Here is a 14,368-nt window from a genome sequence, read left to right on the forward strand (position 1 = left end):
CGCTAAAGGGCAGATTGTATTGTAAACTTTCAGATTTACAGGAATATCGTGATTTTCTATAACAACGCAAAATGGGCACTCTCGATCATTGATTTCATTTCACATAAGCAAAAAGGGTGTCCGGCGGGGTCAAGCATAACTCTCCAATTATTAGAAAATTGCTCATCTGCGATTGTTGCTCCACAATGGATTGCATATTGAACTGCTTTTTCTAAATCATTAACGGCGAAGTCTATATGTGCCATTTGCTGTTGAGCTTCAGGCTTTTCCGGCCACACAGGCGGTTTATACTCAGGATTCCGTTGAAACAATATACCGGGATATGCTCCCTGATTGGTTCCTGGAGCGTATACACATGCCCAATCTTCATCGATAAACATTATTTCCCACTTGAGCAACGCTCCATAAAATTTTGCTAATTCATGGGGGTCTTTGCAATCCACTGTAAATGAGTACATTTTGATTTTCAATTCTTCATCATCCATAACGCTAATACCTCCCAATAAATAATCTACACCTTAACCTCCTATTTACCTGCATGATGCAATATCTTTAAATCCATAATATCACATTTTAATGTAAAAAAAGGCATACCATCCACGCGGAATGATATGTCTTTTTGAAGCAATAGTGGGAAAAAAAGTTCTTCACATAGCAAGGACAAAGATAAATCATTAAACATTGGCATCTGTTGCAAAAGCCTCTGAACCCATTGGTGAAATTGTGACATAAAGGCGCAAGACATCTTCGCCGATGTTTATAACCTGCAAGCTTTCCTGCCCATCAACCTGCATTAACTCGCCCACCTGCAACGAGGTCTCATTGCCATCCGTGACAACCTTGGCATTACCCTCCATGACCTGCAGGAAAAGGGTTGATTCCAGATGGGTGTGTCCCGGCAGTATTTCCCCTTTTGCAATGTTTAGAACAAAGGCAATGACATTATCGCTTTTGAAAAGCATCCGCTTGGCGATTTTTCCTTGGGGCTCATGAAAATAATCATTGAAAATAAACTTATTCATAGATAAACCCTCCTTTAATTTAAACCTAAATTTTAATATACCCCTATTTTGGATATAATAACTAGTTTCCCAAGCTAAAAAGCCATAACCCCAGAAGATCAAAGCTTAAATGTTTGGAAAACCATAAAAGGTATCCCAGTGGGAACTATCTGATAACGATATTCTTGATGTGCCATGTTAAACTGTGATCTTCCTAACCCGAAGAACATAAAATAGATTACAAAGATCGTATAGAGATCAATAGGGCTACCTTAATTTTCTTGCCTGATAATAAATTTTTTGAAATCATTCTTTCTGATCAAATTGTAAATTCTCTTCATCTGACTGCCGATTATGCTCGTCCGGCTTATACACCATATAACTTGCCGAATTTATCGTTGAGATACTCTATAAAGTATTTTGCACTCAGTTCCTCACCCGTAATTTTCTTGATTAATTCCGTCGGCTTTAATGTTGCACCATACTGATGAACATTTTCCTTTAACCATTTCGTAATAGACAAAAAGTCTCCGCTGTAGATTTTTTGATTCCAATCTGGAATTTCCTCTTTCAGCTTATTGAAAATTTGGGCCCCATACAAGTTTCCGAGTGCATAGGTTGGAAAATACCCAAAATCACCGCCGGACCAATGAACGTCCTGCAATACTCCGTCCGCATCGTTTTCCGGTTCCACACCCAGATACTCTTTATATTTTTCATTCCAAAGCCTCGGAACGTCATCAATGTCAATATCACTGTTTATCAGGAGCTTTTCCATTTCATAGCGAATGATGATATGAAGACTATAAGTCAATTCATCTGCGTCAATCCGAATTAAAGATGGCTCCACGCAGTTGACGGCCCGGTAAAACGATATAAAGTCCACCCCTTCGAGGTCTTGATAGGTTTTTTGAAATTTCGGATAAAAATAGCTCCAAAACTCCATGCTTTTCCCAAGGATATTTTCATAAAACCGGGATTGCGATTCGTGCATACCCATTGATGCGCCTGAACCTAAAGAAGTTCCCTCAAGTTCGTCCGGAATATTTTGTTCATAGATTCCATGGCCGCCCTCGTGAATCATAGAGAAGATTGCAGGCCTGAAATCCGAGGTATCGTATTTTGTGGTTATCCTGACATCCTTATTCCCAAAGTTCGTCGTAAACGGGTGCTCAGAGATATCGATTCTTCCTCTTTTTTCGTAATCATAACCGATCTGGCCTAAAATGGTTTCCCCTAGCTTTCTCTGGCTTTCAACCGAGTAATTTCCTTTTAAAAAAGCATCATCCGTTTTGACATTCGAGTTTTTAATTCTTTGCAGTAAATAAACGAGGGATTCTCTCAACTCTCCAAATACTGCATCAAGCCTTTCTGTTGTCATTCCGGGCTCATAAATATCTAAAAGACCATCATACTTATTGCCGGCAAAACCCCAGTATTCCGAGAACTTTTTATTATAAGCGATAATCTTAGCAAGGTGCGGCTTGAAAATCGAAAAGTCCTTTTTCTTTTTCGCTTCCTCCCACGCACTTTGGGAGAGCGCCTTATCAATTTCATATTGAACGTATTCCGCTTCCGGTATTTTCGTTGCGTTGTTATAATCTTTCGTTATATTTTCTATTATGGCTTTGGTTAAATCGTCTAAATCATTAATTCCATTAAAATAATCGATAAACTCTTTCATTTTTTCCGATGTAGTAAGCTTGTAACTCTCCCCTGTTAAGTATCCAATCATTTCGCTTCTGTATTCAATTGCCTCTTTGGGCATATTAACAACGCTATCCCAATGCAATAATGAAATAGAACTGCTCAGATACTCTACTTTTTTAAGATATTCTTTCAATTCTTCAATTTCCACAATTGCTTTTTTATTCATTTTGATCTCCTTTATTCATGCTGCCCTTTTTGCCACGCCAAGCAAGCTTGGGCAAAAAGGTGGCTGGGCCGGCCCGCGTTCATGGCGAGCCGGTTATCCACAATGATATATGCCCGCTTCTGCGCTTCGGTCAGTCTGGGATTTACACCTTTTCGGGTGATGGCGATAAAGCAAAGTGGTGTCACCTCATCTCCGACCTCTTTCATCCCGTGGTTCTCCGCAGCTCTTGGTTCACTCTCTTAATATTTTCTGCATTGCTTTACCTTTAGCCAACTCGTCAATTAGTTTATCTAAATATCGGACTTGCCGCATTAATTCATCTTCTATCTCTTCCACCCGATATCCACAAATCACTCCTTTGATGAGTGAAGCATTGGGATTAATACGAGGTGCTTGTTTGAAGAAGGTTTCCAGATCCACTTCATCAGTTATTTGCTGTTGCAATGACTGTTCATCATAACCGGTAAGCCAAAAGATGATTTCATTTACTTCTTTTTGTGTTCTTCCTTTTTTCTCTGCTTTTTGTAGATAGAGCGGATAGATGCTGGAAAAAGACATTGTATAAATTCGCGGTTTCTCCATTGGGGAATTCTCCTTTACTTTTTATCAAGAACAATGACACATTATCCAAATACTGGACACTAACTATGAGAGACCTTCATCAACCTATCCTCCAATTGAGCAAGAACCAAAGGCCATGCTTGTTCATGCCTATCCCTCGATTCTTCATCTGAAAACCCTGCATGATTTAATCGTAATATTGTTCCACCCTCAACCTCTTTTAATTCCACAGTCACAACTGTTTCAGCACCTTTGGTTCCCTCAGCACCTGTTAGCCATGTAAGTTCAACCAGTTGGCCGAGCATAAGCCTAAGAAAACGGCCATAGTGAGGATGACGGTTCCCCTCATAGGCTGTTTCAAAGTAAAAAACAGTGTTAACTTCACCTTTCATCAGGACTGAATCCGGCTCTGCGAACCAGAGGTCAAACTGTTCAGTCCAGGCGCGGTATAATATATCGGGTGGAAATGACATCGCCCTCTCTACAGAAAGATTAAATGGCCGCAATGATAAATCAGGTATACAGATTGGTATTGTTTGTTCCACAAGTCAATCTCCTTTTATCGTTTATCTTGCCAATAACGCATTACCTACTATTATGCTACAAATATAAATAGTCCGAATGTGGCTATCAAATCACACAAGCCTATTCTCACAGTATCATGTATGTAAGATATCGATCTCTATCCGCAGTATTATAATATATCCAAATAAGTTTTATGTTGGGGGGCAGGAAAAGCGAGATTAATTCTTTGCCAATCTTCCTCATGGATCGAGATATCGTAAACCTGGGCATTATCCTTGACATGGTCGGGTTGAGAAGCCTTGGGTATGGCCATAACATTCTCCTGCCCCAAGACAAAGCAAAGGAGTATCTGCTCCACAGTCAGGCCATAGTTTTGGGCAATCTCCTGAACTACTGGGTTTTGGGCTATTCTTTGCCGTGTGCTCAGATTATGAGCCATGGGGCAGTAAGCCATCATCGGCAGCCGGTGCGCTTTGAGCCATGGCTGCAAATCATATTCAGTCCCCCGGGAATTTAAGTGGTAGAGCACTTGATTCGTTGAGCACCGATCCCCTCCGGGTGTTTGCCAAAGCTCTTCCATATCCTCCGTATCAAAATTGGACACGCCCCAATGCTTGATCTTTCCTTGAGCCACTAACTCGTTCATGCACTCCACAGTCTCTTCAAGGGGGATATTTCCCCGCCAGTGGAGCAGATACAGATCAAGATAGTCCAGGCCAAGACGCCTTAAAGAAGCCTCACAGCTTTTGAAGATCGTCTTGCGCCCGGCATGATGAGGATAGACTTTCGAGACGATATGGAGGGTTTCCCGAGGATAAGGCTTGATCGCTTCTCCCACTAATTCCTCCGCCGCTCCCTCTCCATACATCTCAGCCGTATCGATCAGGGTCATTCCGTACTCGATTCCCATGGCCAGAGCTTTAACCTCTTGCTGCCATAGCCGGCTTTTCTCCCCCATATACCAGGTCCCCTGGCCGAGTTTGGGCAGTTTGGTTCCATCGGGCAGAAGGACTTCCCGGAGGATCTTTTTCTGATTCATTCTCTCTACCTTCCTTTCCTCCCTTAAACGTCTTTAATCTTTTCGCCAATCCATTCTTTCATATCCTGAAGAATCATCAGATCTTCTTCCTGAACCTGAAGTGATTCCAAGGCAAGAAGCAATTCACTACTATTCAGAGTCCGGTTAAGAAATGAAGCACTGATCTCCTGGATGAGGTGTGCATTCATAGCATCAGAATAGATGGTTGAGCCAATAATCTTGCCTTGGCGCAGAGTAAAGCCTAATTCTATCCCTCCCCAGGGAAAACGGGTCTCCAGGACAAGGTCAAATTGGGGCGTCTTACCGTAGCGCCAATCCCAGGAAGCGTATTTTTCATAAAGTCCGCCCAGGTCATAATCCGTATCCTTTATACGCAGAGGCTCCGGACAGGCACCATAGAGGCTTTGAAAGCTTGCCATCAGAGTTCCCTTCATCTCCTCAATGGACAAATCCGGTAAATAATTGCGGAGGTTGGTGATCCGGGATTGAACCGACTGTACTCCCTTGGCCGCCATTTTTTCCTTGGATACCTGAAGGTATTTCCCCACTTTTTCCCCGTCCACATGAACAAGAACCGTACCGTGGTGGTATGCTTTATCTTTTTCAAAATAGAAAGCATTCCCCGAAAACTTCTTTCCCTCCACAGTCAGATCATTGCGGCCGGTAAATTCGGCTTGAATTCCTAAACTGTTTACTCCCCCTAAGATAACCTGGAGCTGTTTGTGCAAATCATAAAGCTCCCGATCCATAATAAAGGTAAAATTGAGATTGCCTAAATCATGAAAAACCGCCCCGCCCCCGGAAAGACGACGGGCCAGTTTTCCTCCATCTTCTTCAAGAAGGGTACAGCGGCATTCCTGCCAGGGATTTTGATTTCTTCCGATAACTACGGTGTTTTGATTTTGCCATAGATAAAGGAGAATCTGATCTTTCTCCACCTTATGTAAAAGGAATTCTTCCAAGGCCAGATTGTGCCAGGGATCAAATGAATCAGACAGCACAATTTTAGTTTTTACCGGGCAAGACATGGGGACCCCCCTCCTTATCGATTAGTATTACCTGAAATAACCCTCTATTTTCCTCGTGACAGATAGTCCTTCATCACTTCCTCAGGGACGAGACTGCCGCCGGTCGCCCAAATCAGATGGGTTCCCTTTTTCAATCCCTCTTCAAGCCGGTGCTCCCTGATATATTGAAGGCCTTCCTTACACAGCAGGAGCCGGGCCGGACCGGCCATTCCTGCCAAAGCCGAAGGCTCGCATTGTATCCCCTCTGCATGATCAAGAGCCTGCAGCAAGCGGAAAAGTTCTGCATCCTCCACGGTGAAGGCCCCGCTCAGCAAGCCTGCCATGATCTTGCCTACGAAGCGGGAAGCTCTGCCTACGGCCAACCCATCGGCTTCGGTCTTGTTATCCAGCCCAATATCCTGAACAGCGATGCCATCATGAAGCCCTGTCGCTAATCCCAACACCATACAGGGAGAATGAGTCGGCTCGGCAAAGAAACAATGAACATGCTCCTGGAACACCTGCTTTAAGCCAAAGGTCACTCCCCCCGGTCCCCCTCCCACCCCACAGGGCAGGTAAACAAAAAGAGGGTGGTCGGCATCAACCTTGCGGTTCAATTTTTCTAATTGCTCCTTAAGCCTCAGTCCTGCTACAGCATAGCCTAAAAACAGATCCCGGGAATTTTCATCGTCAATAAAGTGACAGCGGGAATCACCTTCAGCCTGCCTGCGGCCTTCTTCCACAGCCTTACTATAGTCGGAGGTGTATTCAATCACCTCCACTCCCTTGGAGCGCAAAAGTGCTTTTTTCCACCCTTTGGCATCGGCAGACATATGGACAGTGACTTTAAAGCCCAATTCAGCTCCCATCACGCCGATGCTCAACCCGAGATTTCCTGTGGAACCCACAGCAATTTTATAATGAGACAAAACATCTCTGAACGAAGAATCCTTTAACCTGGCATAATCGTCTTCCCTGGTCAATAGGCCCTGTTTAATAAGAGTTTCTTCGGCATGTTTGAGAACTTCATAAATCCCACCCCGCGCCTTGATAGAGCCGGAAATCGGCAGCTGATGATCGCATTTCAGCCAGATATCTCCGGGTATCTGAACGCCATAACGGGATTCCAAATAGCTCTGCATCCTTTTTATAGGGACAATAGGGGACTCGATGAGACCTTGAGCCGGTTGTGTCTCCGGGAAGGCTTTAGCCAGGTAAGGAGCAAAACGCCGCAATCGTTCTTCTGCATCGTGAATATCGGAGAGACTGATTCCGAATTGGGCCTCCTTGAATTCCTTAGTTGCCCGATAATGAGGATTAATCCAGAAAATTTCCCGGGCTGCTCTCAAATCCTGCACCACGGGGGTATGGGGTATAACCTCAGGGCTTTTCCCTGTCATGTCTCGCTTGTTCACCTCATTCCTCCTTTGCTTTGCTTTCCTTTGCTTCCTTCTAGAACATTATATCCCGACTTTATTAATAAAAACAGATCAGGAGCCAGGCCCTAATCTGTTTCACCGCCAATATCTTCCCCACTATTCTTATCACTGATATCGAAAAGGCTTATTGTATTCCAGTTCTTTGACTTTAAAGTGATACCATTGGAAATCTCCCGAATCCAGTTTCCAGATGAGATCCCCTTGGGAAGGAACAATCATCCCCTTAAACCCCTGATGCTCTTGGATGGTACAAGCCCATGTCTCCAGACGGTATTCACCATCAAATTCTCCGTAGCGTTCGGCTTCGAAGCTGAGCACTTCACCCTGCTCATTAAAGGTGAAGATTCCTGAAGCGGTTACCCCTTCATAACTCATGGTTGCTTCAGCAGATGTATCGCTCAGCTCCCGCCACTGAATATAATCATTTAATGCCGCTGCGGGAAACCACATCATCTCAGCAAGATAGCGCAGGAGAGACCCTTGATCGATTTCCTTCCCCTGACCGTCGGCCACAGTGACCAGGGACAGTGCTTTAATCAGCATCTTACCATATCCGTCAACATACTTATCCCGGCCTGATATATGGAGCAAAGGCGCCATTTGAATATCGGTATGCCATATAAACCCAGGTTCGGCCATGCGGAAATACTGCTCAACCTCCCCCTTCATCCAGGGCTGATCGGCCTTTAACCTTAAACTTATCTCCTGTTTTGTCCTTGCGGCTATCACCCGCTCTTTTCCCACAACCTGAGAGTGCAGAAGCCATTTTTGAACAGCAGGGGGAAGTTTCTCTAGATCAGAAAGCTGCACAGTCCCTTGAGCATCTTCTATCCCCTTATAAAATTGGTCAACTTCCTCAGCGACCCTTTGGGCAAACTGAAATTTGGCAATTGTGGTTACAGCGGCACAGACTATAAAAATCATGAGAATTATGGCGAGAATGACCAAAAGAATTTTTCCCACAGGAAATCCCCCTCACTCATTGATATCACTTAGCTATATCACTCCAAGTCAAGTTATACTATTCACATAGCGAGGTGGGGAAAGGATCAGATGACCCTTTCCTACAGCCTTTTACGATTCACTTCATTGAAACCGTGCCATTGAACCTATTCCATAGAACGCTATTCAATTGGGGTTAATCCCTAGCGCTTCGTCTGATAGTGCTCTTTGATCTGCTGAGTGATCTTTTTCCATTTCTTCTTTTCTTCAAGCTGTTCATGAAGATTGGTCTTGCGGGAAATATAGCGGGCTTCCCGCTGCAGCTTCTTAAAGCTTTCATAGCGTTCTTCGCTGAGCATTCCTTCAGCAATAGCCTTTTGCACGGCGCAGCCAGGCTCACTTTCATGCTGACAATCGGAGAAACGGCAGTTCCCGGCATAGGCCGCGATATCTTCAAAAGCTTCACTCAAGCCTTCCCCGCTGCCAAAAAGCTGAATCTCCCGCATGCCTGGAGTATCGATCAACACCCCACCCTGGGGCAGGAGAAAAAGCTCCCGGGAAGTGGTGGTGTGGCGGCCCCGGCTATCTTTTTCCCGGACTTCATAAGTGAGCTGAACATTTTGGCCCAGGAGATAGTTGACCAAGGTGGACTTGCCGGCTCCTGATGAGCCCAGCAAAGCAATGGTCTGCCCCTGCCGGATATAGGGAGCTATGGCACTTACTCCATCTCCTGTAGCACAGCTTATGGGCAAAATATCCACACCGGGGGCGGCATCTTGAACTTGACTGACTTTTTCCTGAACATCATCGCAAAGATCCGTCTTGCTCAAAACAAGCACGGGATTAGCCCCGCTCTCCCAGGCAAGGGTAAGGTAACGTTCAATTCTGCGCACATTGAAATCGAAATTCAACGCATTGACGAGAAACACTGTGTCGATGTTGGTGGCAACAATTTGCTCAGCCGAGGTTTTTCCGGCAGCTTTGCGGGAAAACTTGCTTTTTCTGGGCAGTATGCTCTGAATGATAACATCCTGATCCTCATGATCTTTTATACTCTCTGCCCTGCCTTCCAGAACGACCCAATCTCCTACCGCAGGAAAATCACTGCGCTCCAAAGCGGTATAACGCATTTTTCCGGAAACGACGGCCCAGACCTCGCCAAATTCCGTCCATACTTTAAATCGATCGCGATATTCCGCCGCGACACGGCCTGGATGGAAACCAGACTTTAAATAAGGTTGAAAAAGCTCCTGCCAAGCATCATTCCAACCCAGTTCTTTAAGTTCATATTGACAATTCAAATGGGAATCCTCCTTGACTTCTGAAATGGTCACGGAAGTCCCGTTTTAGGTGAGAGCGTCAGCTAAAAATAGGTCCTTTCGTGACGTTGAAACTTTGCATGGACCCTAAGACAATGACCGACTCTTTATTTACCATAATTCAACACCTCTCCATCTATTAGGCAGGCTTGGCTTCAGGTGGGTTTCAATCCCAGCCGAAGGCCAGCCGCCCTTATCCTCACTGAGGATAAGCTATACTTATTGTACGCTTAATGAGAAATTAATCAAGCTTCCCCAGAGGCCCGGTATGAAAAAAAGCGCCCAAGTTTTTACACTCAGGCGATTAATCCCCAATCTTATCTTTTGTTCAATTCATCTATAGCTTTGCACCAGGTTAAATTCTGCGGTTATAGGCATATTTATTGTAAGCCCGCGGCTTACCCAGCACCTCTGCCCAAATGATCCCTTGGACAAGAGGATTATCAGACACAGCCGGGAAAACCGGCTTTTCCTGTTCTACGGGCTTAGCAGAAGCATACCTTGGTTTCCCTTCAGGCTTCCCAAGGGATTCCTTGGATCCCTCGCTTCCCCACATTCCTTCACTGCCCACACTGCCTTCAACACCGGCGGTTCCTTCCGTTCCCCAAGTCCCTTCCGTAGAAAAGCCCTCAACCCTTTCGCTGCCTTCTCTGCCATAGCTTTGAGGGGTGCTTGGATATCTTGGGGCAGGTGAAGGACGGGAAGGCCGATCGATGGGTTCTTCTTTAGGAAACAATTCCCGCTCCAGCTCTTCAAACATTTCCCGCCAGCCAGACCGGGCAGGCTTGGTCTCCTGACGTGAATAAGGAGTACGGTCGCTCTGCTGTCCCTGAGGCCGGGTAGTGGGTGGGCGTCGGTTTTGCGGTTTTTTCTTATTCGGGCTGAAGATCGTGGATACTGCATAGATGAAAATTATAATCGGTATCCATGAGAATAGATCCATATCATGTCACCACCCTACTTTTTCGGGTTGGAGTCAGTGTTGGAGTTGCTGGAACGAGCAATGTTATCCCGCATACTCGTATCAGCCATAATGTTTTGCATAGTGTAATAATCCATAACTCCCAGTTTGCCTTCTTTTAATGCTTCCGCTAAAGCTCTGGGCACTTCGGATTCAGCTTCAACAACTTTGGCACGCATTTCCTGAACATAGGCAATCATTTCCTGTTCTTTGGCTACCGCCATAGCACGGCGCTCTTCAGCTTTGGCCTGGGCAATGCGTTTATCTGCCTCCGCTTGGTCTGTTTGCAGTTGGGCACCGATATTCTTACCCACATCCACATCGGCAATATCAATGGAGAGAATCTCAAAGGCCGTTCCTGAGTCTAAGCCTTTAGCCAAAACCGTACGGGATACCATGTCCGGGTTTTCCAGGACTTTCTCATGAGACAGGGATGAACCAATACTGGTGACAATACCTTCTCCGACACGGGCGATAATGGTTTCCTCTCCTGCCCCACCGACGAGACGATCGATATTGGCACGCACAGTTACCCGGGCTTTGACACGAAGCTCAATTCCATTCTTAGCCACAGCGGAGACAACGGGCGTTTCAATGACTTTCGGATTAACGGACATTTGCACCGCTTCCAATACATCACGGCCCGCCAAATCGATAGCGGCTGCTCTTTCAAATTGAAGAGGAATGGCTGCACGTTCTGCTGCAATCAAAGCATTGACGACTCTGTCTACATTACCGCCGGCCAGATAATGGGCTTCCAGCTGGGCCGTAGTCACACGTAAGCCCGCTTTATGAGCTTTAATCAAAGGATTGACGATCCGGGAAGGTGTAACACGTCTTAACCGCATTCCAACCAAGGTAAAAATCCCTACATTAACACCTGCAGCCAAAGCTGAGATCCAGAGACCTACCGGAATAAATGTAAATACAACACTGATGAGAATTAAAGCTAACGCTAAAAGAATAATTGGCATTAAAACTTCGATTGGCATATTCATTCGCCCAAAAAGGGCTCCACCTCCATTTATTATAATCTACTAAGACATTTGCCGGACCACAACCCGTGTCCCTTCTACAGCAATAACCTTGACACGGCTGTGAGTGTCGATGAAACCTCCTTCCGTAACAACATCCAATCTCTTGCCGTCAAAATCCGCTGTTCCGGCTGGACGCAAAGGGCTGATAGCCACTCCTTCGCAACCGACATAACTCTCCAGATCCACGGTGGGGGCAACATAACCTTCTCGATTGGATTGCTTGGCATTTAAGGAAAACCTCTGCCAGAACCGCCGGGTGCGGGGAAAGCGAAAACTCAAAGCCACAAGGATTCCCAGGATGAGCAGCATTGTGCAGACGTAGGCTACTCCATGCAAAGCCGATTCTGCCGTCAGGAAAATTCCTGCCGATAAAAGCACCAGTCCTGCTATGCCCAGAATTCCACCAGGAATAAAAATCTCCAAAAACAAAAAAGATAAACCTAAAATAACCAGCGCCACAACTCCACCTGTCACCATAAATTCTTCCCTCCTCTCATCTTATCCATGTATCTATGCTTGTTTATCAGGACTCTTCTCCTGGAGTGCCGGCCCGGGAAATATTCTTCAGCCATTGCTGAGCTATCTGTTTATAGAGGTTTGCCCTGGCCAAAAGATCTAAAATAACCAGAGTCGCTGCTACTTTGTCTTTGTCATCTTCGCTAAGATCTTCACCAGCAAGAATCTGATTGACTTCCTTAGGCAATTGCTCAAGAGAGGTGACCCAATCCTTTTGCGAGAGATCAAAGATCTCGCTGTAATACCTATAGAGCTTGGCGGGATTAATACGATCATCGCTGTTATCTTCAAGATTCAAGTTGACAAAGCTCAATAATTGGGATGCTTCTTCAAGGGATAGAATATTTCTTAAATCGTTGATCAGAAGAATATTGGCAACCTGCTCCCGGGTATATTTCTTCTTCTGTGGATTAGGCAGGTACTTCCTCTTCACCCAATTCTGGATATGGGTGTTATTAATATCATTCTGGGCAACCCGGTGTGCCACTTCCACTACCTGAGAAAGCATCATCGAATCCAGTTCCAGATAAGGCAAAGCTTTCTTTTTCGGTTCAAAATGATTGGCTATTTCCATAATCTCCTTAAGATGATTCATAAATTGATCACCTCCTTTTCTATATTTACCTTCAACAATCCTGTCCAGCGCTGCCAGTGCCAGGGCAAGACAACTACACTATCAATATTAACTCATTTAACTATTATGTTTAACTCATTTAGCAATCTCATTAACTATATTATAAGTTCATTATGACCATATGTCAATAGTCTTTCGAACTCTTTTCGGAATAATTTTCTTCACCTTCACCGGCTTTGAGTTCACTTCCTTAAGGAGGATATGCTATAATCTTTCATTAGAGGTAATTTATGTCCACGAAATTGGAAAGGAGCCAACCAGCATGAATAAACAATTTCTCGATAAATACGCACGCCTTGTCGTTAAAACCGGTATCAATCTCCAACCTAAGCAAATTCTGGTGATTAAGTCGCCTATTGAATGCGCCGAATTCACCCGCAAGATCTCTGAGATCGCTTTTCAGGAAGGTGCGAAAGATGTCGTCATTTTTTGGGGAGATGAGCTCACCTCCAAAATTCGCTATCTCCATGGTCCGGAGGAAATCTTCGATGAATTCCCCGCATGGCAGAAAGCTTTCTTCGTCGACTATGCCCGGCAAGGGGCAGCTTTCCTGAGTATCGCGGCCTCCGATCCGGAACTTATGAAGGAAGTTGATCCCGAACGTATGGTGAGAGCGCAGCGAGCTCACTCCATCGCTTTAAAGGAACACCGGGAGCGCCTCATGAGCAATCAGAACTCCTGGTGCGTGGTTTCCGTACCTACCCAGGCCTGGGCCCAAAAGGTCTTCCCCGCTGCCGGCCCGGAAGCAGCCGTGGAAAAGCTTTGGGAGGCCATCTTTGCATCCGTTCGGGCCGATCAGGACGACCCTGTCCAAGCCTGGGATAAGCACAAAGCAAACCTTAAACGGAGTATGGATTTTATGAATACCCATCGTTTCCGCACCCTGCATTTCAAAAATTCTTTAGGTACGGATTTGTGGGTTGAGCTGCCGGAAGACCATCTTTGGCTTGCCGGTGCAGAGCACACAGCAGAAGGCCTTGAATTTATTGCCAACATGCCCACGGAGGAAGTATTTACCCTTCCCAAAAAGACCGGGGTCAACGGCAAGGCCGTCAGCTCTATGCCCTTAAATCATAACGGCAACCTCATCAAGAATTTTACCCTGACCTTTAAAGATGGCCGGGTCATTGATTACAGTGCCGAAGAAGGATTAGAAAGCTTAAAAGGCCTCATCACCACGGATGAGGGATCTCATTATCTTGGTGAAGTTGCTCTGGTACCTTACGATTCCCCTATTTCCAATGCCAAGATCCTCTTCTACAATACCCTGTTTGATGAAAATGCCGCTTGCCACTTAGCTCTGGGCAAAGCTTATGCCGTCACTCTGAAAAACGGAGATAAGTTAAGCGAAAAAGAATTAGAGGAAGCCGGAGTCAATGATTCTTTGCTTCATGAAGATTTTATGATCGGTACAGCCGATCTGAACATCACCGGAGTTACCGCCGAGGGTCAGGAGATTCCCATCTTTATTCAGGGGAACTTTGCCTTTTAATCACTGAAAAAAGTCTCGT

Annotated in this window: 16 protein-coding genes; 1 reads left to right on the forward strand and 15 read right to left on the reverse strand. The window is 45.3% G+C overall.

Features of this window, described 5'->3' with window-relative positions; all coding sequences use genetic code 11:
• Positions 1-56 precede the first annotated feature (56 nt).
• The 15 genes from DHAF_RS14410 to DHAF_RS14480 form a co-directional block, all read right to left on the reverse strand.
• Positions 57-485, reverse strand: coding sequence for a VOC family protein (locus DHAF_RS14410; protein WP_005816020.1), 429 nt, complete (start codon positions 483-485; stop codon positions 57-59).
• Between the two features lie 189 nt (positions 486-674).
• Positions 675-1,022: a cupin domain-containing protein gene (locus DHAF_RS14415; protein WP_005816017.1), complete on the reverse strand. Its 348-nt coding sequence runs from the start codon at positions 1,020-1,022 to the stop codon at positions 675-677.
• 346 nt (positions 1,023-1,368) lie between these two features.
• Positions 1,369-2,877 (reverse strand): carboxypeptidase M32, encoded by a 1,509-nt coding sequence (locus DHAF_RS14420; protein WP_015944280.1) that lies wholly within the window; start codon positions 2,875-2,877, stop codon positions 1,369-1,371.
• A gap of 11 nt (positions 2,878-2,888) precedes the next feature.
• Positions 2,889-3,083 carry a ParB N-terminal domain-containing protein gene (locus DHAF_RS14425; RefSeq protein ID WP_015944281.1) on the reverse strand — a complete coding sequence of 65 codons (195 nt, stop codon included), beginning with the start codon at positions 3,081-3,083 and terminating at the stop codon, positions 2,889-2,891.
• A gap of 25 nt (positions 3,084-3,108) precedes the next feature.
• The gene (locus DHAF_RS14430; RefSeq protein WP_015944282.1) at positions 3,109-3,459 is read right to left on the reverse strand and encodes a DUF2200 domain-containing protein; all 351 of its coding nucleotides are present in this window, start codon (positions 3,457-3,459) and stop codon (positions 3,109-3,111) included.
• A 59-nt stretch (positions 3,460-3,518) separates the two neighbouring features.
• Positions 3,519-3,983, reverse strand: a complete 465-nt coding sequence (locus DHAF_RS14435) for an SRPBCC family protein (RefSeq protein ID WP_015944283.1) — start codon at positions 3,981-3,983, stop codon at positions 3,519-3,521.
• Positions 3,984-4,132: 149 nt separating this feature from the next.
• Positions 4,133-5,002, reverse strand: coding sequence for an aldo/keto reductase (locus tag DHAF_RS14440; protein ID WP_015944284.1), 870 nt, complete (start codon positions 5,000-5,002; stop codon positions 4,133-4,135).
• Positions 5,003-5,025: 23 nt separating this feature from the next.
• Positions 5,026-6,030, reverse strand: coding sequence for a lipoate--protein ligase (locus DHAF_RS14445; protein WP_015944285.1), 1,005 nt, complete (start codon positions 6,028-6,030; stop codon positions 5,026-5,028).
• Positions 6,031-6,074: 44 nt separating this feature from the next.
• Positions 6,075-7,409, reverse strand: coding sequence for a D-serine ammonia-lyase (locus DHAF_RS14450; RefSeq protein ID WP_193345603.1), 1,335 nt, complete (start codon positions 7,407-7,409; stop codon positions 6,075-6,077).
• Positions 7,410-7,553: 144 nt separating this feature from the next.
• Positions 7,554-8,411, reverse strand: a complete 858-nt coding sequence (locus DHAF_RS14455; RefSeq protein WP_015944287.1) for a DUF6544 family protein — start codon at positions 8,409-8,411, stop codon at positions 7,554-7,556.
• 182 nt (positions 8,412-8,593) lie between these two features.
• Positions 8,594-9,691 (reverse strand): ribosome small subunit-dependent GTPase A, encoded by a 1,098-nt coding sequence (gene rsgA / locus DHAF_RS14460; protein ID WP_015944288.1) that lies wholly within the window; start codon positions 9,689-9,691, stop codon positions 8,594-8,596.
• Between the two features lie 373 nt (positions 9,692-10,064).
• Positions 10,065-10,652 carry a hypothetical protein gene (locus tag DHAF_RS14465; RefSeq protein ID WP_015944289.1) on the reverse strand — a complete coding sequence of 196 codons (588 nt, stop codon included), beginning with the start codon at positions 10,650-10,652 and terminating at the stop codon, positions 10,065-10,067.
• Between the two features lie 14 nt (positions 10,653-10,666).
• Complete coding sequence (floA, locus tag DHAF_RS14470; RefSeq protein WP_005812222.1) at positions 10,667-11,668, reverse strand: flotillin-like protein FloA; 1,002 nt, start codon at positions 11,666-11,668, stop codon at positions 10,667-10,669.
• A 39-nt stretch (positions 11,669-11,707) separates the two neighbouring features.
• Positions 11,708-12,184 (reverse strand): NfeD family protein, encoded by a 477-nt coding sequence (locus DHAF_RS14475; RefSeq protein WP_015944290.1) that lies wholly within the window; start codon positions 12,182-12,184, stop codon positions 11,708-11,710.
• A 46-nt stretch (positions 12,185-12,230) separates the two neighbouring features.
• Positions 12,231-12,818, reverse strand: coding sequence for a DUF1836 domain-containing protein (locus DHAF_RS14480; protein WP_011459865.1), 588 nt, complete (start codon positions 12,816-12,818; stop codon positions 12,231-12,233).
• Positions 12,819-13,119: 301 nt separating this feature from the next.
• Between DHAF_RS14480 and DHAF_RS14485 the strand changes: the two genes are divergently transcribed.
• The gene (locus tag DHAF_RS14485; RefSeq protein WP_015944291.1) at positions 13,120-14,349 is read left to right on the forward strand and encodes an aminopeptidase; all 1,230 of its coding nucleotides are present in this window, start codon (positions 13,120-13,122) and stop codon (positions 14,347-14,349) included.
• Positions 14,350-14,368: the final 19 nt, after the last annotated feature.

Source organism: Desulfitobacterium hafniense DCB-2 (assembly GCF_000021925.1).
Classification (GTDB): domain Bacteria; phylum Bacillota; class Desulfitobacteriia; order Desulfitobacteriales; family Desulfitobacteriaceae; genus Desulfitobacterium; species Desulfitobacterium hafniense.